The sequence below is a fragment of the Flavobacterium sp. genome (assembly GCF_050696275.1).
Classification (GTDB): domain Bacteria; phylum Bacteroidota; class Bacteroidia; order Flavobacteriales; family Flavobacteriaceae; genus Flavobacterium.
In genome coordinates, this window is the sequence record NZ_JBOGUT010000006.1 from 19694 (window position 1) to 41662 (window position 21969).

Here is a 21969-nt window from a genome sequence, read left to right on the forward strand (position 1 = left end):
TATTCCGGTTTTAATTAATTAAAATTTAACTTGAGTACAAACTTTAGGCAGCGATTGCTTATTTTTACGTTCTAATTTTTCAAAATCATGTCACAAAAACGTCTTTTTCTGTTAGATGCTTACGCTTTAATCTTCCGTGGTTATTATGCTTTTATCAAAAATCCCCGAATTAATTCCAAAGGAGTCGATACTTCGGCAGTATTGGGATTTATGAATTCGCTGATTGATGTCATCAAAAGGGAAAAGCCGGATCATTTAGCCGTTGCTTTTGATAAAGGAGGAAGTGTGGTTCGTTCTGAAATGTTCCCTGAATACAAAGCCAATCGAGACGCCACTCCCGAAGCCATAAAAATTGCTGTACCTTATATTCAGGAAATCTTACGTGCCATGCATATTCCTATTATTGAAGAGGCAGGATTTGAAGCGGACGATTTAATTGGCACACTTGCAAAACAGGCTGAAAAAGAAGATTATCAGGTTTTTATGGTGACTCCGGATAAAGATTTCGGGCAATTGGTTTCTGAAAATATTTTCATGTACCGCCCGGCGCGTTTAGGAAATGATATTGAAATTTGGGGTATTCCTGAAATACAGGCAAAATTTGAGGTAGAACATCCTCTTCAGGTTATTGATTTTCTAGGAATGATGGGTGATGCTGTAGATAATATTCCCGGATTACCTGGTGTGGGCGAGAAAACCGCCAAAAAATTATTGGCTGAATTTGGTTCCATGGAAAATTTATTAGCCAATACGGACAAACTGAAAGGTGCGCTCAAAGAAAAAATCGAAGCGAATAAAGAACAAGGGGTTTTATCCAAAAAACTGGCCACAATACTACTCGACTGTCCTGTAACATTCAATGCTGAAGCGTATGAACTCTCCAAACCTGATGTAGAAAAAACCGAAGCTCTTTTTATAGAATTGGAGTTCCGCCAGCTGAAAACACAATTTGACAAATTATTCGGTTCAGGAAAAGAATACGACGAAGTTGAAAACGGAAATTCTGCTTTAAAAACAACAAAAAAAACAATAAAAAACGAAGATCAGTTTTCCCTTTTTGACAGTGGAGACAGTGAAAGTACCGAAGGACACGGCAGTTATTACAATACACTGGAAAACACGAATCATCATTACGAAATTGTACAGGGAAATTTAGGCATTCAATTATTTTTACAAACCCTAATGCAGCAGACTTCTGTTTGTTTTGATACCGAAACCACAGGAATTGACGCATTAAACGCCGAATTAGTAGGTGTTTCATTCTCATTTGAAAAAGGGAAAGGTTACTACATTCCGTTTCCTGAAAATCAGGACGAAGCAAAAGCACTCCTGGAAAAATTCGTTCCGTTTTTCGAAAATGAGAACATCGAAAAAATCGGTCAGAATATCAAATACGATTTAAAAATACTAGCCAACTACGGAGTTTCGGTAAAAGGAAAAGTCTTCGATACCATGATTGCGCATTATCTGATTAATCCTGACATGCGACACAATATGGATGTTTTGGCTGAAACTTATCTAAAATATTCACCAAAAGCGATTGAAACCTTAATTGGAAAAAAAGGGAAAAACCAAAAATCCATGCGGGATGTTGCTTTAGAGGAAATTAAAGAATATGCTGCTGAAGATGCCGATATTACATGGCAACTAAAAGATGTTTTTGCCGAAAAATTACAAAATACCGGAACTAAAAAACTCTTTGAAGAAATTGAAATTCCATTAATTGAAGTATTAGCCGATATGGAACGGGAAGGAATTCGCCTGGATGTCGATTATCTGAAAGCAATGTCGAAGGATATGGATGTTGAAATCAAACATTTGGAACAGAAAATCTACGAAACGGCTGGCGAGAAATTCAACTTAGCGTCTCCAAAACAATTGGGTGATGTTCTTTTTGAAAAAATGAAAATCGGAGGTGCAAAACAAAAGAAAACCAAAACCGGTCAATACGCAACCGGCGAAGAAATTCTGAGTTATTTATCTAACGAGCACGAAATCGTAAGGCAAATTCTGGACTGGCGCCAAATGGTAAAATTGCAAAGCACCTATATTTTGGCTTTACCGGAACAGGTTGATGCAAAAACACAGCGGGTTCATACCGATTATATGCAAACGGTAGCCGCCACAGGCCGATTGAGCTCAAACAATCCAAACTTACAGAATATTCCAATTCGTACCGAAAGAGGTCGATTAATCCGAAAAGCATTCATTGCCAAAGACGAAAATCATACGTTGCTTTCTGCCGATTACTCGCAAATTGAATTACGCGTTATTGCAGCTGTAAGCGGAGAAGAAAACATGATTAAAGCCTTCCAAAACGGCGAAGACATTCACCGAAGTACCGCTGCAAAAGTATTTAATGTAGCTCTGGAAGAAGTAACCAAAGAACAACGTAGCCATGCCAAAACGGTAAACTTTGGTATTATTTATGGTGTTTCAGCGTTTGGACTAAGCAATCAGACCAATTTATCAAGAAGCGAAAGTGCTGCTTTAATTGATGCTTATTACAAAACCTACCCTAGACTGAGAGCTTATATTCAGGAACAAATTGATTTTGCCCGAGATCATGGTTATGTACAGACTGTTTCCGGACGCCGTCGTTATTTAAAAGATATTAATTCTGCAAATGCCGTGGTTCGTGGAGCTGCCGAACGAAATGCTGTAAATGCACCTATTCAGGGAAGCGCAGCAGATATCATAAAAATTGCAATGATTAACATTCATAAAAAATTGGTTTCTGAAAACTGGAAATCAAAAATGTTGCTTCAGGTGCATGATGAGCTTGTTTTCGATGTTCACAATAGCGAACTCGAAAAAATACAACCTATGATTAAAAACGAAATGGAGAATGCATTCCAGTTGGATGTTCCTTTAGATGTAGATTTAGGATTAGGAAAAGATTGGTTGGAAGCGCATTAGAAAACATTTTTTAGTATATTTAGGTTATAAAACAATTCGTTTGGAAGCCTTAAAAACTATATTATATTTTTCTATTTTCAGATATCCTTTAAAAATAGAGGAAATCCATAGCTACACGAACTATACTAATTTATCTGAAACAGTGGACGAATTAGCACATCTGATTGAGGAAAAAATACTCCTTAAAGTAGATGAGTTCTATATTTATTCGCGTGATTTAGAAAGCGTTACGAAAAGACTAAAAGGAAACATTGAAGCCAGTAAAATAATGATAAAGGCCCGCAAAAAGGCTCGTTTTATTTCAAAATTTCCATACGTCGAGGCTGTAGGTATTTCAGGATCTTTATCCAAAGGATATTATGACGAAAAAAGCGACATCGACTTTTTTGTCATTACAAAACCAAATAAATTGTGGATCTGCAGAACATTATTGATGCTATACAAAAAAATATTTCTGTTAAATTCACGAAAATATTTCTGTATTAATTATTTCATCTCAACTTCAAACCTTGAAATTGAAGAAAAAAACAGGTTTACAGCCACAGAATTAAAGACCTTAATCCCTATGCAGGGAAAAGTGATTTTTGAAGAATTTTACCAAAAAAACCTTTGGGTGACCGATTATTTTTCAAAGTTTGAACCTGATTTATCCAGCGTTCAAACTTTGAAAAAACCGGTTTTTACTAAAATAATCGAATTTTTACTCGACAACCCTATTGGCGGATTTATCGATTCCATATTTAAGAAAATCACACTTAGCAAATGGAAATCAAAATTCCGATTTATGAAAGAAGAGGATTTTAAAATTGCGCTCAAATCAACCAAAAACATTTCAAAACATCATCCTTCTCACTTTCAGAGAAAAGTCATTTTAGCCTTAAACGGCAAAATTGAAGAAGTCAGACATAATTTCAATATTATTTTACAAAAAGAACATGCTTGATATTCTTTTTTCGCATTCGTACTATTACAGACTCGACCCAAAACAATGGAAAAACAAAACTCCTTTTCCGCCTTTGGGAACGTTGTATGCTGCTGCATTAATGCGGGAAAATAACTATTGCGTTGATTTATTTGATACCAACTTACTCGAAAGTCCTTTCGGAATTCAATCGGTTATAAAAAATAAAAAACCGAAATATCTGGTCATATATGACGACGGCTTTAATTATTTGACCAAAATGTGCCTGACGACGATGCGTGAAGCCTGTTTTCAAATGATTGGTTTTGGGAAAGAGCAAAATTGCATTGTCATTATCTGCAGTTCCGATTCGACCGATCATTATGAAAAATACATCGCAATGGGTGCTGATTATATCATTCAGGGTGAAGGAGAAATTACGCTTTTAGAACTCATAAATTCTATTGAGAAAAAAGAATCTATAGCGGTAATTTCGGGTGTTGTATACCAAAAGGAAAATGAAATCAGAGTCAATTCCAAACGAAATGTTCTTCAGGATTTAGACAAATTACCCCTTCCGGCCTGGGATCTCATTTCTATTGAAAGTTATAAAAATATTTGGAAACAAAGCGGCCAACCCTTTACACTAAATATAGCTACAACACGTGGTTGCCCCTACAAATGCAATTGGTGCGCAAAACCTATTTATGGTAATCGTTACCACGCACATTCGCCGGAATACATTGTCAACCACATTCGCTTTTTAACTGAATCTTTCGGTGTACACCGTTTTTGGATGTGCGATGATATTTTTGGATTAAAACCAAATTGGGTTCAAGAGTTCCATGCTGAATTACAAAAACAAAATCTGAAAATCAGCTTTTATATTCAAAGCCGTGTCGATTTACTTTTAAAAGAAGACACAATTGATGCTCTGGCAAAATCAGGGCTGGAAGAAGTTTGGGTTGGTGCCGAAAGTGCATCTCAAAAAATACTCGATGCTATGGACAAAGGCACGAAAGTAGAACAGATTTATGAAGCTACCCGACTGCTGAAAGCAAAAAATATCCGGGTTGCATTTTTCCTTCAGTTTGGTTATCTGGGCGAAAATCAGAACGATATTTTAAAAACCGTTACGATGGTTAAAGAACTGATGCCGGACAACATTGGCATTTCCGTTTCCTATCCTTTACCGGGAACCGTATTTTATGAAAAAGTAAAAAGTGATTTGAAAGAAAAATCCAACTGGAAAGATTCTGACGATCTTGAAATGATGTTTAACGGCACATTCAAATCGGATTATTACAGAAAATTGCAACGCTTTGTACATAAAGAATATCGGAAGAATCAAGGTTTTCTGAACCTAAAAGCCATCGTTCGAAACCCATTGAAGGTTTCTTTTCAAAAAATAAAATCGATTCTCAAATTAGGTTATTATATTCCGAGTGCATTTGCCGATTCACTATACTTGAAAAAAGCCAACAATGAACGCTAGTTTCGACATAGCAGCCACAAACTATGACAAAACTTTTACAAATACTGTAATTGGAAAACTTCAACGCAGTTTGGTTTACCAACATTTAACTGAAATTTTGAGTGAAAATCAGGCGACAACCATTTTGGAAGTTAATTGCGGAACTGGTGAAGATGCTATTTGGTTAGCCCGACAAAACTACAAAGTTACTGCTACAGATATTTCTTCTGCTATGATTGCGGTTGCAAAAAATAAAATCAATTTAGAAAATCTCATCTTTCGAGAAGCAGACATAAACAATCTTCCCTTTCCTTTTTTGGATCAGAAGTTTGATATGATTTTTTCAAATTTCGGCGGATTAAATTGCCTCTCCAAAACAGAATTACGACAGTTTTTTAAAAATTCATCTGAGTTGCTCACCGAAAAAGGGCAATTAGCATTGGTTATTATGCCAAAAAACACGCTTTGGGAACAATTTTACTTTTTGACGAAAGCCAATTTTAAAGCTGTTTTCCGAAGAAAAAAAGAAAACATCACAGCCAATGTGGATGGAGAAAATGTAAAAACCTATTACCACAATCCGAAAGAAGTTGTACATTTAGCTTCAGAGGTTTTTGTAATCAACCACCTAAAACCGATTGGTATTTTTGTACCTCCATCCTATTTAGAACCCTTTTTCAGAAAGAAGCCAAAATTAGTCTCCGTTTTAAATTCATTGGAAAATACAGTTAAAAACCAGTCTTTTTTATCAAAATATGCTGATCATTACTTAATAGCACTTCAAAAAAAATGAGTATTCTATTTACACATGCTTATTATTTGTCCGATGATCCCAAGGAGCAAAAGATAATGAAACCCTATCCACCATTGGGTTTATTGTATGTTTCGGCCTATTTGTTAAGCAAAAACATTTCTAATGATGTCTTCGACAGTACTTTCTATTCGCAATCAGCCCAACTGGATTTTATTTTAGAAAAGAAGCCAAAAGTTATTTCTATTTACACCAATTTAATGACTAAAATAGAGGTTGTTAAACTGATAAAAAAACTAAAAACAGCAACCTATAATTTCCCTAAAATAATTCTTGGCGGACCGGATGTTACTTTTAATCTTGAAAATTATCTGAGAACTGGAGCTGATTTCCTTATCATTGGAGAAGGCGAGGAAACTACACACGAGTTGTACAACACAATTATGGCAAACGGTGATTTTTCATCTGTAACCGGAATTGCTTATCTGGAAAATGACGTTGTAATAAAAACATCCGAAAGAACAAAGTTTAAAGAATTGGATGAACTCCCGTTGCCCAATCGCGATGCTATTCCAAATGAAAAATACCTCGAAACCTGGAAAAACAATCATGGAGAAAGCTCTATGACAATTTCTACACAAAGAGGCTGTCCTTATACCTGCAAATGGTGCAGCACGGCAGTTTACGGACAAAGTTACCGCCGAAGACCTCCACACTTAGTCGCCCAAGAAATGAAAATGCTTAAAAACAAATACAATCCGGATGCCATTTGGTTTGTTGATGATGTTTTTACTATAAGTCACAAATGGCTTACTGCTTTTCACGAAGAAGTGGTAAAACAAAATGCACAAATCCGTTTCGAATGTATAACCCGCGCCGAAAGATTAAATGAAGAAATCTTACGTCTTTTGAAGGAAGCCGGATGTTTTCGTATTTGGATTGGAGCCGAAAGCGGTTCGCAAAAGATAATCGATGCCATGGATCGTCGAGTAGATGTGAACCATGTCAAAAAAATGATTCAGGATACGAACTCGTTGGGAATTGAAACAGGTACTTTTATCATGGTTGGTTATCCCGGTGAAAAAGAAACGGACATAACCGAAACCATACAATATCTTAAAGAAGCCAATCCTACGCATTACACCATCACGATTGCCTATCCGATAAAAGGAACTTCTTTGTATAACGAAATTGAAAACAACATCACTGTCAGACCTGATTGGGAAACCTCAACAGACAGAGAAATCGATTTTAAAAGAAATTACACCCGAAAATATTACGATTATGCTGTTTCTAAAGTAGTTAATGAAGTGGAATTTCACCGGGAATGGATTAAAAGTCAAAACCGGGATTTGCTCAAAATTCTAAAACTAAAAACCAAATCAATTTTGGCCAGCTCTTTAATGAAAATCTATAAGTAATGACAGTGCTGCGGATAAAATCAATACTATTGAGAACAATACATCATATCCTGATGTGGCAAAGATTCGTTTTGTTTAAAATAGGTTTTCGAAGTTATTTGCTGAGAAACAGGTACGGAGAACGTATTATCGCATTCCATGGAATTGATCTTTCTGGGGAAAACAAATACAATAGCCGCTTTATTTCCAAAGCTTACTTTGAAGAACTGATGGATTATTTTTCCAAAAATTACAATGTCCTTTCTCTCGAAGATTTCTATGTTGGGAGATTCAAAAAAAATACGCTTAATATTGCTTTGACTTTTGATGACGGACAATACAACAATTATAAATTTGCTCTTCCAATCCTTAAAAAACACAAATTCCCAGCCACTTTTTTCATCACGTCAATTCATGATAAAAAGAACGTTTTATGGCCGGATTTTTTGGATCTGGTTACCTTTTACACCGAAAAAAAGGAGGTTGTTTTCGAAGGAAATGCATACCGGAAAACCGGCCGGAATGATTTCAGTCATAACGGATCAACACTAAAGAATCGTTGTAAGTTTTTAGAATACGACCAAATTGAACCAATTTATGCTTTATTCGAAAAAGAGTGGAATCAAATTATCACTGGTGACTTTGATGTTTACTGGAAGTTATTGAATAATAATCAAATAAAGGAAATAGCTGAAAACCCCTTGTTTTCCATTGGTGCACATGGGATGACACACGCAAATTTAGAAGCCATTACAAAAGAAAATGCCGAAGCGGAAATTCGTTCAAACAAAACAATTTTGGAAGAAATCACAAGAACAAAGATCAACTCTTTTGCCTTTCCGTTTGGAACTTACACTGATGATTTGGTTGCTTCGTGTCAGCAAACAGGATATTCCAAAATCCTTCTGTTAGATTACAAAACTGAAAAAGACAAATACAATCCGATGCTGAAAAACCGGATTACCATCAATCCGTATATTTCAAAAGAACAATTTTTAGTTTGTTTATTAAAAGGATCTTATTTATAAATTATGGAATATTCAATTCAACCGTTTACAGAAGACCGTCTCGATGATTTTCGGTTACTTTACAAAGAAGTATATGGAAAAAGCATTCCATTAGAATTTGTTTTGAAGAAGTTCGACTCTAAATATCTTATTGACGACTATTTTGGATATTTCGCGTACGATAACAGTAAACCAATAGCTTTTTATGGCGTTGTCCCAGTTTTAATGCATTACAAAAATCAGACTGAAATTGGAGCCCAATCCGTAAACACGATGACACATCCGGATTACAACGGAAAAGGGCTTTTTACCAAGCTGGCCGCACTTACATACGCAAAAATGGAACAGTCCGGAATTACTTTTTTATGGGGATTTCCAAACGAAAATTCGGCGCATGCCTTTTTAAATAAACTTGGCGGAAAATCCAACGAACAAATGATGGGTTATTCCATCCCAGCCTCGAAATATCCAATTCAAAACGGAATGCAAAAAATACCATTTATTCGTATTTTTTATAAATCTTACCTAAAAAAAATATTCGAAAAACACATTACAGAAAAAACGCTTAAAGGAAGTATTCCGGAAGATTATGTTTCTGTCTGCAGAAATAAAGCGTATTACAATTACAAGACTTTTTCAGATAATTTCAACATTGTTCTTGAGGATTGCTTCTTCTGGATTAAGATTAAAAACGGACTGGAAATTGGAGATGTTGAAGCTTCATCTGAAGAAAATTTCAACAAAGCCATGCAAAGTCTAAAACAGATTTGCAAAAAAGCCGGAATTCAGAAAATCACCTTCCAGACTTCCCCAGGGACTTTGCCTTATGAATGGATGAAAAATCAGAAAAGCATAGATTTTAAATCATGGCTTGTGGGCTATAAAAATTTAGGCTCTCATTTTCCTCTTGAAAAATTAAAATTTACACTCGGAGACGTTGATACTTTCTAAATCTTAAAACTTAAATGCAGCATATTAAAATACATCACTTTTTTTATCTGTTTCCAATCTTCGTTTGGGTGACTCTCTATTACGGACTTTCATTCGATGGCTTATACGGACAGGATTCTTATGAATACCTGAGGTATACCGAAGCTTTGAGAAGTTTTATGCAAACCGGAAAATCTCCAGGGGATTATTTTTGGGGAGTTTATTATCCAATTTTCGGTAGTATTTTAAGTTTTATAATTCCGAATACAGCCATTGCTTTGCAATTGATTTCGGTCTTCGCATTTAGTATTACTGCCTTTTATCTGGAAAAAATCATCCAATTGACTTACAATGAAAATTCAGCTCAAAACATCCCTTTTTTGTTTTTTATTCTGTCCCCAATAGCTCTTGTCCATAGTATTTTAATCATGTCTGACATGCTGGCTTGTTGTTTTACAACACTTGCCATTTATCATCTTTTACTCTTTATACAAAAAGACACTAACAGGAATTTTCTCTTTGGAGCAGTTTTAGCCGTTTTTGCTTTACTGACACGTTATGCAGCAGCAGTGATTTTACTTCCCTTTTGTGTTTTGGCTTTAATACATTTAATCAAGAAAAAGAATTATACTTATCTGCTTTTATCGGTTTTATTTTCGGGTTTAGTTGCTATCCCGCATATTGTAATACGTTCTCAGAACAGCTTGCAGTTTTTATCGCATCCATGGCTTCAGTCCTGGTCTTTTCTTAATATATTTCAAAGTGATTTTACTACTGTTGACGGGGAAACTAAAAATCGTTACATTAACCTTATATATACTTTTTTTACTTTTTTCCATCCCGCTTTTTTATTCTTTGGAATCGTTTTATTTGCTGTTTTTTTGAAAAGAAGAAAAATTACATTTTATAAATACCAAAAACTATTTTTAACGGCAATACTCCTTTATCTGCTTTTTTTAGGAGGTATTCCGTTTCAGAACAAACGCTTTCTGATTCTTTCTTTTCCTTTGGCAATTGCTTTTCTTTTCCCTTTCATTAAAGAGTTTTTTGAAGTTTTAAAAAATCAGAAAGCGGTTTTTATTGTAATTATACTCATTCAGTTCTCGATTGGGTTGTATTATGGAAAGCCTTTTTACCAAAGAAACTCATTGGAAAAAAACATTGCTGATGGAATCCGAACTTATCAAGGAAATACACTTTATGCATTTGACATTGACATTGCTTTAAAAAACCGAAAATTGGATTTTAGATACAAAAGTCTGTGGAAGGAAAAACTTCCTGATTTTGAAAAAAATGCCTTACTTTTAGTCAACGAAAAACAACTTGAGAAACAATGGAAAGGCAAAAATCCATGGCTCAATTGGGAAACCGTAAAACAAGATTACCAATTGGAGAAACTAAAAAATTTCCCAGGAGATTTCAATTTGTATCGTATTGTCGAAAAAAAATAACCATATCGTAATTCTCACGCCCGGTTTTCCTGAAAATGAAACCGATACGAGTTGCATTCCTGCCTTACAGATTTACGTAAAGGAGTTACGCAAACTTACCGGCTATGAGATTTCCGTTATTTCGTTTCATTACCCCAAAAAAAAATCGGTTTATAACTGGAACGGAATTCAAGTTTTCACTTTGGGAAGCAGTGCCATTATTTCTAAAATGTTGCTTTGGAATAAAGCCTATCGGGTATTAAAACAAATACATCGCGACAAACCAATTACAGCTTTACATAGCTTTTGGCTTGGCGAATGTGCTTTGGTTGGGCATTGGTTTTCCAAAAGAAATCAAGTATTGCATCTGACAACGTTAATGGGTCAGGATGCTTTGAAAGGGAATAAATATGCGAAAATCTTGCCTTTAAAAAAACTGAAACTCTTTGTTTTGTCTCCATTTCATCAAACTGTTTTTAATGAAAATTACAACACAAAAGCAGCAATAATTCCGTGGGGAATCCATCCTGACAGTTTCTGTCATATGCCGAAAAAAACGATTGACATTATTAGTATTGGCTCGCTGATTCCTTTAAAAAATCATGCTCTTTTCATCGATATCATTGCCAAAATCAATAAGACAAAGTCAATAAAAGCAGTTATTATCGGAGATGGAATGCTACGGAAAACGTTAGAAGAAAAAATACGATTACTCGCTTTAGAAAACACAATTATACTAAAAGGTCAATTGTCTTATGATGAAACGATGCAGTATTTAGCCCAGTCCAAAATTTTACTGCACACCAGCAATTATGAAAGTTTCGGATTGGTATTCGCTGAAGCTTTGCAAAGCAACACCATGATTGTTTCTAAAAGCATCGGCTGTGCAACGGCATCACCAAATTGGAGAATCGCTGCTCACAAAACCGAAATGATTGAAGCCTGTAACAACCTGCTTTCAGAATCATTTTCGGAAACTGAAGAAAATACGTTTTTAATTGAGAAAACGATTCAAAATTATTTGACCATTTATGATAACTAGATCCAAAATAAAATCAATAATAAACTGTGTCCCTGAAAAATACAAAAGCAGACTTTTGCCTTTTTTTGCCTTTTCTTTGGGCAATGTCTTGTTGGATTTATTATCTGTGGCGTATTTATTGCCTTTTCTGATGTTATCAATTGACAGTCATTCGAAATTTGAGAATAAATACCTTCAGTTTTTATTTCAAAAGGAACATTTGGTTTTTAGCATCGTACTATTGGTTGTTTTTTTTATTGTAAAAAATGCCGTCAGTATTGTTTTTATAAACTATCAAAATCGGTTGATTTATGCCATTTCATCAGAAATTTCAAAAAAATACACACAGTTATTTATTCATAGTAATTATCTTTTTTATCAGAATCAGGACAAAGGCGATATTATAAAAAACACTATAGAAGTTCCTAATAATTTCGCCAACAATGTATTGCTGTCCTTGAATACCATTATTTCCGAAAGTATCATTATTGCATTCATCTTAGGCGCAGGATTGTTTTTATTTCCAAAAATTACCGGATTTGCCATTCTTTTGTTCTGTTTGGCATTCCTTATTTTTTACACTTTTCGGAAATTGCAGAAGGTTCAAAAAAGTCTTTCTTCAGATTACAGAAACAACGTAAATTACCTCTTAGACTTAATCAATGGTTTTTTTGAAATAAAAAGTGCTTCAAAAGAAGATGCTTTTTTAAATAAGTTCAATTTATCCAATAAAAAACTGAATAAAACCTACGCGTTTCTAACCACATTACGGAATTCAAACTCAAAATATCTAGAAATCATTATTATCATTATCATCAGTATTCTGGTATTTTATCTGGTTCATAATTCTGACGAGAATTCAAGAAATGTTTTACTGCTTTCTTTCATTGCTTCCGTTTTCTTCAAACTGATTCCTTCGCTAAACAAATTAATTATTGCAGGTTCCAGCCTTAAATCTTACGATTATACTATCGAATCTATTCTGAAAAATACGAAGGCAGAAGCCGAGATTCTTCAGGATGAAATCAAAATCGATTTTAAAAATCAATTGGAAGTTAAAGATCTAAACTTCAGTTACACTGATGAAAATCCTTTGATTACCGATGTTACTCTTAAAATCGGAAAAAATGAAATTGTTGGCATCAGCGGAAGATCAGGAATAGGGAAAACTACATTATTACATATTATATTGAAGTTAATTGATCCAAAATCCGGCAAAATTATTTTGGATGAAACTGAAATAACTTCAAAAAACAAAAATGCCTATTTAAGTCTTATTGGTTATGTCACTCAGGAACCGCATATCTTTAATGGAACCTTGCTCGAAAATATCGCCATTGGCCAGAACGAAAATGAAATTGATTTTGAAAGAATTGAATCCCTCTCAAATGCTATCGGTTTTGACGAAGTAATTAAAAACTTCCCAGAAGGGATCAGGTCTTTCACAGGAAACAGCGGACAAAAATTATCTGGAGGACAAAAACAAAAACTCTCTATTATCAGGGCTTTATATTGCAATCCGCAAATTCTGATTTTGGACGAAGCAACCAACCAACTGGACGAAGAAAATGAAATAAAAATTCTAAACCACTTACAAGAATTATCGCAAAAAGAAAACCTGACGGTAATTCTTATTTCGCACGATAAAGCAGCGTTGAACTATTGTGATAGAGTCTATCAATTCCAAAAAGGGACGCTATATGAAATTTAGCATTGTCACCATAACATATAATCGGGCGCATTTAATTACAGAAACCATACAAAGTGTTTTAAATCAAACATATACGCATTTTGAACATATCATTATTGATGATGGTTCAACTGATGAAACTGAAAGTATTGTAAAACATTTTAACGACAGCCGGCTCCGATATTACCGATACGAAAAAGGAGGCAAACGAAGTTTTTTAAGAAACGAAGGTATTCGCAAAGCCGATGGTGATTGTATTTGTATTTTAGATTCCGATGATATTTGGGCGAACAATAAATTGGCGGTTTTACAAAACATTTTCAATATAAATTCGGATATTAATTTCATTATCCACAACATTGGTTTTATTCCGTTTGATGCCGTTAAGCAGGCTGCTTTTACAGATTACAGTTTTGATTTTTCCAAAAATATCTTGCCTGATTTGTTAGAGGAAAAAATCCTGCCGCTTTCCATATTTACAGTAAAAAAAGAAACACTTGACAGAATCGGGTTAATAGACGAAACGCTGGTTGACGGACAATATGACTTGTACCTGAGAATAGCTTCTGAATACAAAGTCTATTATTGTACCGAAAAATTGGCGTACATAAGAAAACACGATCAGAACATTTCAAAAAACAGGGACATGACTCATTATGATGATTACCTGAAAAGCATTGACAAATTAAAAAACAATGCCTGTATTTCACTTAAAAAACATACTGACTTAAAGAGCAGAATGTACTCCAAAATTGCTTATATTTATCACAGGCAAAACGAATATCAGAAAGCAAAAGAGAATTATCTGAAAAGTTTTCAAACAAGGATTTTCAGCTACTCAGGCTTTAAATCGTTTGTAATGTATCTGAAAATTAATTTAATGAAATAAAATTGATCGGGAACAAAACTATTATATTCAATCCACGAAGTGCTAACGGAAAGCATCGGATTCCCAACTCCATTTTACAGGTGGGGGCTTCCATTCATGGGAAATACGACTATGTTTTTGTAGATGGCAATCTGGAAAAAGACCCTTGGCAAACTATTGAAATTTACCTAAAAACAGGGGAATTCAAATATTTCGGATCCACAGTTATGCCGGGACCACAGTTGCGTCAGGCAATCCCGTTTACCAAAAAAATCAAAGACAGTTTTCCTGATATTACGACGGTTTGGGGAGGTTATTTCGCTTCCAATCAATACAAAGTAGCGTTAAATTCAGGTCATGTTGACTATATTATCAACGGCCCCGGCGACACTACTTTTCCTGATCTGATAAAAATCTTAGAAGGCAATGAAACAGAAAAACTGACTTCTGTAAAAAATCTGATTTTTAAAAATGAGAAGGGAGAAATCATCAAAACAGCAGTTGAAGCTCTACTGGATCAGGATAGTTTACCTAAATTTCCTTACGAATACCTGAATTCATTTTATCCTGTGAGGAATTATCTGGCCAAAACTTTTATGGGTCATCAAACACTGTCTTACCATTCGAGTATGGGTTGTCCTTTTTCCTGTTCCTTTTGTGCCGTCGTGCCTATTTTTAATGCAAAATGGAAAGGCATGTCAGCCGCGAGGATTTATGAAGATGTAAAGTATTTTAAAGAAAAATACAATATTGATGCTATCGAATTTCACGATAATAATTTCTTTACTTCCAAAAAAAGAGTGCTGGAATTTTCAGAGCTCATTCTAAACGACAACATCAGTTATTGGGGTGAAGGACGAATTGACACTATCAATATGTACAGCGATGACGATTTGAAACTGATGCGCAAAGCCGGCTGTAAAATGATTTTCCTTGGTGCCGAAACCGGTAACGATGCTGTTTTAAAACAAATGAACAAAGGCGGAACACAATCAGGTCAAATGATCAAAGATTTTGTCCTCCGCATGAAAAACGCCGATATTGTTCCTGAACTGTCTTTTGTTTTGGGCATGCCTGCTAAAACAGAAAAAGAAGTCTACGATCAGATTCTTTGGGACATTAATTTTATCAAAGAAATAAAAATCATCAATCCTGATGCTGAAATCATCATTTATCTTTTCAGCCCTGTACCTACCGAAGGTTCCGAATTGTACCAGCAAATTCTCGATGCGGGATTCTCTTTTCCTGAGACATTGGAAGAATGGATTTCACCTTCCTGGGAAAATTTCGATTTACGAAAAAATCCGCTCACTCCTTGGCTAAAACCCTATATGATTGATACAATTAAAAATTTTGAAACCGTTTTGAATGGATACTATCCAACCGTTTCCGATTTCAGGATCAAAGGCTATAAAAAACAATTACTGCAATTGGTTTCGGGATTCCGTTACAAGACCAATTTTTATCATTATCCGTATGAAATAAAAGCATTGCATAAAATATGGAAATACCGTCAGCCGGAAATAGAAGGCTTTTATTCTGAATAAATGAGAACATTTATCAAAAAAATAGTAAGTCCTTTTTTGCAAAAAACAAGCAAAATTTATTTATCAAAACCCAGAAAATACAAGTACAAAGACATTTCGGTTTGGGTAGAACCTTCCGTTTTTCCACCTTTTATAACAATTAGTACCAAATTGCTTCTGGAGTTTACCGAAACACTGCCTTTGGAAGAAAAAACAGTTCTGGAATTGGGTTGCGGCTGTGGTATTATTTCAATTCTGGCAGCAAAAAACAAAGCAAAAGCCACGGCATCCGATATCAATACAATCGCTTTAGATGCTTTGGAAAAAAATGCAAAAGACAATCGGGTTTCTATAGAAATACTTCATTCCGATTTGTTTGAAAACTTGAAAAACAGATCCTTCGATTACATCATTATCAATCCGCCTTATTACCCGAAAAACCCTGATTCGATAGCCGAAAGAGCTTGGTTTTGCGGTAAAGACTTCGAATACTTTGAGAACCTTTTCCGTCAGCTTCCTGATTTTATGACAAAAACAAATGAAGTTTACATGATTCTTTCTGAAGATTGCAAAAGAGATACTATTTTTGCTATAGCCGAAAAAAACAACCTTTCGGTAAAATGTATTGTGGAAAAAACCGTTTTTAAAGAAGTTAATTATATTTATAAAATTAATCTCTGATGAAAAAATCAATGTTTTTTTTCTTTCTTATCTGTTCACAATTGATTTTCTGCCAAACCAATTATTATTTGGAAGGAAAGTTGGGAAAAAGCACTATTTATATGACTATTGAAGGTTTTTCGTCAGAAGATAACGAAGTCAATGCTACTTATTTTTATCAGAATTCATTGAAAGATATCCCTTTGAGCGGCATCAGGAATAAAGACAAATACGAACTGGCTTTTAGAAGTGGAGAGAATCCCGAAAAGTTTGAATTAACAAAGTTACCCAATAAAAAATTTAAAGGATTCTGGATTAGTAATTCAGGTAAAAAAATCACTCTGGAATTACAGCCAATAAATTTTTTAAATTATAAATCATATCAAGATTCCGGTAAAGAAGGAGAAAAATTAAACGGAATAAAGTCTGGTTTTATCGAATACAAAAAAGATTCCACTTCAGTATATAAAGGTAAAAACTTCGATTGGTATTCTGAAAAACACTGCAAATCATCCTTTTTCAGGCTTGGAAATAATTTTCCGGAAGAGGAGAGAAAAAAGATAAATAGCATTCTGGAAAAAATTCATTTGGAAGAAACTCAGCATCAGTTGAGCTGCTCCGGTTCATTTGAGTATAATAATGGAGCAGGAATTGATACAAATGTTAAAATAAGTTTCTTAAATACCAATTTGCTGGGCTTTGAAGTTTTCAGTTACTGGGATTGTGGCGGAGCCCATCCGGACTTTGGCGGTAAGGGGTATTTAATTGACCTTCACAGCGGGAAAAATTATTCCATTGATGAAGTTCTTGCCTTTGATAAAAGCGTAACCGTTGCAACTGAAAACAACTTTAAAAATTTTTCAGAATACAGGAAAAACCATTTTGCCCCAAAATTATTTACGCTGATAAACAATGAACAGCATTTTGAAAAACCAAAGGAAACTGATGAAGATTCATGTGATTATACTGATTTAGAATTCTGGCAGTTTGTTTCCTGGAATTATACCGAAGAAGGAATTCAATTTACGCCTATCTTTTACCGCGCAGCAAGAAATTGTGAGGAACCTTTTCTGGTACCTTTTAACTCTTTAGAAAAATATAAAAACCCATTATTTCCATATAAAATTTTAACACGATGAGAAAATCAATCTTTTTACTTGCATTTCTGTTTTCATTAACCGTTTCTGCCCAACAGAAAACCCGTTTCGACAAAATAGACAGTCTGCTTACTTTTTTAAATGCAAACAATAAGTTTATGGGTCAGGTGAGTATTCGTGAAGGCGAAAACAGCATCTTTGAAAAAGCCTACGGTTATGCCGATGTTGAAAACAGCTTGAAAGCCAACGGGAAAACAAAGTATAAAATCGGCTCTATTACCAAAACCTTCACTGCCGTGATGATTATGCAACTGGTTGAAGATAAAAAACTAAAATTAGACACCAAGCTTTCTAAATTTTACCCTAAAATAAAAAATGCAGACAAAATAACCATCCACGATTTGCTGCACCACCGCACCGGAATTATCGATTACCTGAACGGCGACAGCACGACAAATATGTATGAAGAAGTAAGCAAAGAGGGAATGATAGCCAAAATTGCAGCCTATGAATCGTTGTTTGAACCTAATTCGAAATTCGAATACAGCAATTCAAACTATTATTTATTAGGAAGAATTCTTGAAGATGTAACTAAAGAAGATTATAACACCAATCTTTTGGAAAGAATTATAAAAAAGGCTCAATTAAGAAATACATCTGTCTCAGAAAAAACAGACCTAACCAGAAACGAGAGTTATTCTTATACTTTTTCAGATGGCAAATGGGCTTTGGTTCCGGAATGGAATATGTCTCAGGCTTTTGGTGCCGGGCATATCTATTCCACCGCATCAGATCTGACACTATTTATGAGTGCTGTTTTTAACGGAACATTAGTCAAAAAAAGCTCTTTGGATTTAATGACAAAGCTGGAACAATCTTATGGAATTGGATTAATGACATTCCCTTTCGGTGAAAGAAAATACTATGGCCATACCGGTGGTATTGAAGGTTTCCGTTCGGTTGTGGGCTATTATCCTTCCGATAAAGTAGGTGTTTCACTAATTGTAAATGGTGACAATTATAACCGAAACGATATTATGATTGGGATTTTGAGTATTTATTATAAAATGCCGTATCAGTTTCCCAATTTAGTTACTTTTAAAGTAAAGCCTGAAACGTTAAACAGCTACCAAGGAGTTTATGCCACACCAAATCTTCCGATGAAAATCACTATAAAAGTAGTAAACGGAGAACTCACCGCTCAGGCTACTGGTCAGAACTCATTTGCATTAAACCCAATCAGCGCAAACGAATTCGTATTTGACCCAGCCAGTATAAAAATGACTTTTTCAGGGAAAAATATGACGTTAAAACAAGGTGGAAGTGAATTTGTTTTTACCAAAGAATAAATCGATTTACAGGAATTTAGTATCCACTTGACAATCAATACACAAAATAATCGAATCCCTATTTGTATAATAAATATTTATTTGTACTTTTGCACTCCCTTTATTGGGAATGGAATGTTTAATTAAAATTAATTATTGTGAACACATTAAGCTACAAGACAGTTTCAGCTAACAAAGCCACCGTAACAAAAGAGTGGATTGTTGTAGACGCTGAAGGTCATAACTTAGGACGTTTATCTTCAAAAGTCGCTATGATTTTAAGAGGTAAATACAAGCCAAGTTACACACCGCACGTGGACTGTGGAGATAACGTAATTGTTATCAATGCAGAAAAAATCAACCTTACAGGTAACAAACTTGACGAGAAGACTTACATCCGTCACACAGGTTATCCAGGAGGACAAAGAAGCTTGACTGCTAAAGTAATGCAACAGAAAAATCCTGCATTATTAGTAGAAAAAGCGGTAAAAGGAATGTTGCCTAAAAACAAATTAGGAGCTGAACTTTTCAGAAATCTAAATGTTGTTGTTGGTTCAGAGCACAAACAAGGCGCTCAAAAACCAAGAACAGTTAACCTAAACGATCTAAAATAATGGCAGTTATTCACAAAATCGGTAGAAGAAAAACCGCAGTTGCACGTGTATACGTTTCAGAAGGAACTGGAACTATCACTGTAAACAAAAAAGCATTTGCTACTTACTTCCCTACAGCGACTTTGCAGTACAAAGTTTTACAACCAATGTCTTTGACAGAAAATGTTGGAAACTATGATGTAAAAATCAATGTATATGGTGGTGGTTCAACAGGACAAGCTGAGGCTGTTCGTATGGCTATCGCAAGAGCAATGTGCGAAGTTGGAGAAGGAAACAGAGCAATCTTAAAACCTGAAGGATTATTAACGAGAGACCCAAGAATGGTTGAACGTAAGAAATTCGGTCAGAAGAAAGCTCGTAAGAGATTCCAATTCTCGAAACGTTAATATTGAACTTGTTTCAATATCTTTCGTTAGATATTTTGAAATTATTAAAAAAATGCTGAAAAAATTTCAGCATAAATTAAAACTCAGTTATTGTTGCTCTCCTACCGAGGTAGGAATTAGTTTAGCATCTAAATGGTTAAGACCTGATATTATATCGCTACTTAATCATTGCTAATTCAACAGAACGTAAACTATTACAAAATGGCAAATAAAGTAGAAGTTAAAGACTTACTAGAAGCAGGTGTTCACTTCGGACACATGACTAGAAAATGGGATCCAAACATGGCTCCTTACATCTATATGGAGCGTAATGGTATTCACATTATCAATCTATATAAAACTGCAGCTAAAATTGAAGAAGCGAACGAAGCTTTGAAAAAAATCGCTGCATCCGGTAGAAAAATACTTTTCGTAGCTACCAAAAAACAAGCAAAAGACATCGTAGCTGAGAAAGCTGCCGCTGCAAACATGCCTTACATCACTGAAAGATGGCCTGGTGGTATGTTGACAAATTTCGTTACTATCCGTAAAGCTGTTAAAAAAATGGCTTCTATTGACAGAATGAAAAAAGACGGTACTTTCATGACTTTGTCTAAAAAAGAACGTTTACAAGTTGATCGTTTACGTGCAAAATTAGAGAAGAACTTAGGTTCTATCGCTGATATGTCAAGATTACCTGCTGCATTATTCGTAGTAGATATCAAAGCTGAACACATCGCAATTAAAGAAGCTCAAAAATTAAACATTCCAGTTTTCGCAATGGTTGATACGAACTCTGACCCACGTCAGGTAGAGTATGTAATCCCTGCAAATGATGATGCTTCTAAATCTATTGATAAAGTTTTATCACTTGTAACTGCTGCTGTTATTGAAGGTCTTGCAAACAGAACTTCTGATAAAGAAGATGTTAAAGGTGACGAAACAGTTGCTCAAGTTGAAGAAACAGCTGCACCAGCAGTTGAGGCTGCAACTCCTGCATCTGAAGAGTAAATTATAATTTCCAAATCATTTATTTCTTACTCCAAAAAATTAACACTTTTGGATACCGAGATACTTGATTTGGATTTTTTTTAAAATCAGAATTAAAATTTAAAATTATACAAAATGGCAAATATCACTGCTGCAGACGTAAATAAATTAAGAACCATCACCGGTGCCGGTATGATGGATTGCAAAAAAGCATTAGTTGAAGCTGATGGAGATTTCGATTTAGCGATTGAAAACCTTCGTAAAAAAGGACAAAAAGTAGCTGCTAACCGTTCAGATAGAGAATCTACTGAAGGAGCTGCAATTGCTGTTGTTAACGCAGACAAAACAGCTGGTGTGGTTATTACATTAAACTGTGAGACTGACTTCGTAGGAAAAAATGAAGGTTTCGTAAAATTAGCTACTGACTTAGCTAACCAAGCGTTAAACTATGCTTCTAAAGACGAATTATTAGCTTCAGATTTCAACGGAATTTCTGTTGCTGAAAAATTAATTGAACAAACCGGAGTAATCGGAGAAAAAATCGAAATCGGTTCTTTTGAAAGATTAGAAGGTTCTTTTGTAGGTTCTTACATTCACGCTGGAAACAAAATCGCTACTTTAACTGCTTTATCTGCTAATGTTGCAGGTGGAGACGAAGCAGCAAGAAACGTTTCTATGCAGGCTGCTGCTATGAACCCAATCGCTTTAGACGAGGCTGGAGTAGATGCTTCTATCATCGAAAAAGAAATCGAAATCGCTAAAGATCAATTACGTCAGGAAGGAAAACCAGAAGCTATGTTAGACAATATCGCTAAAGGAAAAATCCAACGTTTTTACAAAGACAATACTTTGGTAAACCAAGATTATATTAAAGACGGTTCTATGAGCGTTGCTGCTTATATCAAATCTGTTGACGGTGGTTTGACTGTTACTGGTTTCAGAAGAGTTGCTTTAGGATAATATCCCTTTGCTATAACATAAAAAAATCCCGGATAGTA

19 protein-coding genes are annotated in these 21969 nt (G+C 34.9%); all 19 read left to right on the forward strand.

What is annotated here, in order from left to right; all coding sequences use genetic code 11:
• Window positions 1-84: 84 nt before the first annotated feature.
• The 19 genes from polA (at window position 85) to tsf (ending at window position 21931) form a co-directional block, all read left to right on the forward strand.
• Window positions 85-2919 (forward strand): DNA polymerase I, encoded by a 2835-nt coding sequence (polA, locus tag ACRDEC_RS04915; RefSeq protein ID WP_431497312.1) that lies wholly within the window; start codon window positions 85-87, stop codon window positions 2917-2919.
• Window positions 2920-2959: 40 nt separating this feature from the next.
• A complete protein-coding gene (locus ACRDEC_RS04920; RefSeq protein ID WP_431497214.1) occupies window positions 2960-3862 on the forward strand; it encodes a nucleotidyltransferase domain-containing protein in 903 nt (300 codons plus the stop codon).
• Entirely contained in the window at window positions 3855-5315 is a 1461-nt protein-coding gene (locus tag ACRDEC_RS04925) for a B12-binding domain-containing radical SAM protein (RefSeq protein WP_431497215.1), read from the forward strand. The genes ACRDEC_RS04920 and ACRDEC_RS04925 overlap by 8 nt, the downstream gene beginning before the upstream one ends.
• Window positions 5305-6087, forward strand: a complete 783-nt coding sequence (locus ACRDEC_RS04930) for a class I SAM-dependent methyltransferase (protein ID WP_431497216.1) — start codon at window positions 5305-5307, stop codon at window positions 6085-6087. The genes ACRDEC_RS04925 and ACRDEC_RS04930 overlap by 11 nt, the downstream gene beginning before the upstream one ends.
• Window positions 6084-7466 (forward strand): B12-binding domain-containing radical SAM protein, encoded by a 1383-nt coding sequence (locus ACRDEC_RS04935; RefSeq protein ID WP_431497217.1) that lies wholly within the window; start codon window positions 6084-6086, stop codon window positions 7464-7466. Before ACRDEC_RS04930 ends, ACRDEC_RS04935 begins: the two co-directional genes overlap by 4 nt.
• Window positions 7467-7495: 29 nt before the next feature.
• On the forward strand, window positions 7496-8473 hold the full coding sequence (locus ACRDEC_RS04940) for a polysaccharide deacetylase family protein (protein WP_431497218.1): 978 nt from the start codon (window positions 7496-7498) through the stop codon (window positions 8471-8473).
• A 3-nt stretch (window positions 8474-8476) separates the two neighbouring features.
• Window positions 8477-9403 (forward strand): GNAT family N-acetyltransferase, encoded by a 927-nt coding sequence (locus ACRDEC_RS04945; RefSeq protein ID WP_431497219.1) that lies wholly within the window; start codon window positions 8477-8479, stop codon window positions 9401-9403.
• Between the two features lie 14 nt (window positions 9404-9417).
• On the forward strand, window positions 9418-10833 hold the full coding sequence (locus tag ACRDEC_RS04950) for an ArnT family glycosyltransferase (RefSeq protein ID WP_431497220.1): 1416 nt from the start codon (window positions 9418-9420) through the stop codon (window positions 10831-10833).
• Window positions 10817-11854 carry a glycosyltransferase gene (locus ACRDEC_RS04955; RefSeq protein ID WP_431497221.1) on the forward strand — a complete coding sequence of 346 codons (1038 nt, stop codon included), beginning with the start codon at window positions 10817-10819 and terminating at the stop codon, window positions 11852-11854. Before ACRDEC_RS04950 ends, ACRDEC_RS04955 begins: the two co-directional genes overlap by 17 nt.
• On the forward strand, window positions 11844-13544 hold the full coding sequence (locus ACRDEC_RS04960) for an ATP-binding cassette domain-containing protein (protein ID WP_431497222.1): 1701 nt from the start codon (window positions 11844-11846) through the stop codon (window positions 13542-13544). The genes ACRDEC_RS04955 and ACRDEC_RS04960 overlap by 11 nt, the downstream gene beginning before the upstream one ends.
• Window positions 13534-14412, forward strand: a complete 879-nt coding sequence (locus ACRDEC_RS04965; RefSeq protein ID WP_431497223.1) for a glycosyltransferase family 2 protein — start codon at window positions 13534-13536, stop codon at window positions 14410-14412. The genes ACRDEC_RS04960 and ACRDEC_RS04965 overlap by 11 nt, the downstream gene beginning before the upstream one ends.
• Window positions 14413-14414: 2 nt before the next feature.
• Window positions 14415-15938: a B12-binding domain-containing radical SAM protein gene (locus ACRDEC_RS04970; protein ID WP_431497224.1), complete on the forward strand. Its 1524-nt coding sequence runs from the start codon at window positions 14415-14417 to the stop codon at window positions 15936-15938.
• Window positions 15939-16598 carry a methyltransferase gene (locus ACRDEC_RS04975; protein WP_431497225.1) on the forward strand — a complete coding sequence of 220 codons (660 nt, stop codon included), beginning with the start codon at window positions 15939-15941 and terminating at the stop codon, window positions 16596-16598.
• Window positions 16598-17716: a hypothetical protein gene (locus tag ACRDEC_RS04980; RefSeq protein WP_431497226.1), complete on the forward strand. Its 1119-nt coding sequence runs from the start codon at window positions 16598-16600 to the stop codon at window positions 17714-17716. The genes ACRDEC_RS04975 and ACRDEC_RS04980 overlap by 1 nt, the downstream gene beginning before the upstream one ends.
• The gene (locus tag ACRDEC_RS04985; RefSeq protein WP_431497227.1) at window positions 17713-19023 is read left to right on the forward strand and encodes a serine hydrolase domain-containing protein; all 1311 of its coding nucleotides are present in this window, start codon (window positions 17713-17715) and stop codon (window positions 19021-19023) included. Before ACRDEC_RS04980 ends, ACRDEC_RS04985 begins: the two co-directional genes overlap by 4 nt.
• 137 nt (window positions 19024-19160) lie before the next feature.
• Window positions 19161-19616, forward strand: a complete 456-nt coding sequence (gene rplM, locus ACRDEC_RS04990) for a 50S ribosomal protein L13 (RefSeq protein ID WP_431497228.1) — start codon at window positions 19161-19163, stop codon at window positions 19614-19616.
• The gene (rpsI, locus tag ACRDEC_RS04995; protein ID WP_431497229.1) at window positions 19616-20002 is read left to right on the forward strand and encodes a 30S ribosomal protein S9; all 387 of its coding nucleotides are present in this window, start codon (window positions 19616-19618) and stop codon (window positions 20000-20002) included. Before rplM ends, rpsI begins: the two co-directional genes overlap by 1 nt.
• A 201-nt stretch (window positions 20003-20203) precedes the next feature.
• On the forward strand, window positions 20204-20992 hold the full coding sequence (gene rpsB, locus ACRDEC_RS05000; protein ID WP_431497230.1) for a 30S ribosomal protein S2: 789 nt from the start codon (window positions 20204-20206) through the stop codon (window positions 20990-20992).
• Window positions 20993-21106: 114 nt separating this feature from the next.
• Window positions 21107-21931: a translation elongation factor Ts gene (tsf, locus tag ACRDEC_RS05005; protein ID WP_431497231.1), complete on the forward strand. Its 825-nt coding sequence runs from the start codon at window positions 21107-21109 to the stop codon at window positions 21929-21931.
• Window positions 21932-21969: the final 38 nt, after the last annotated feature.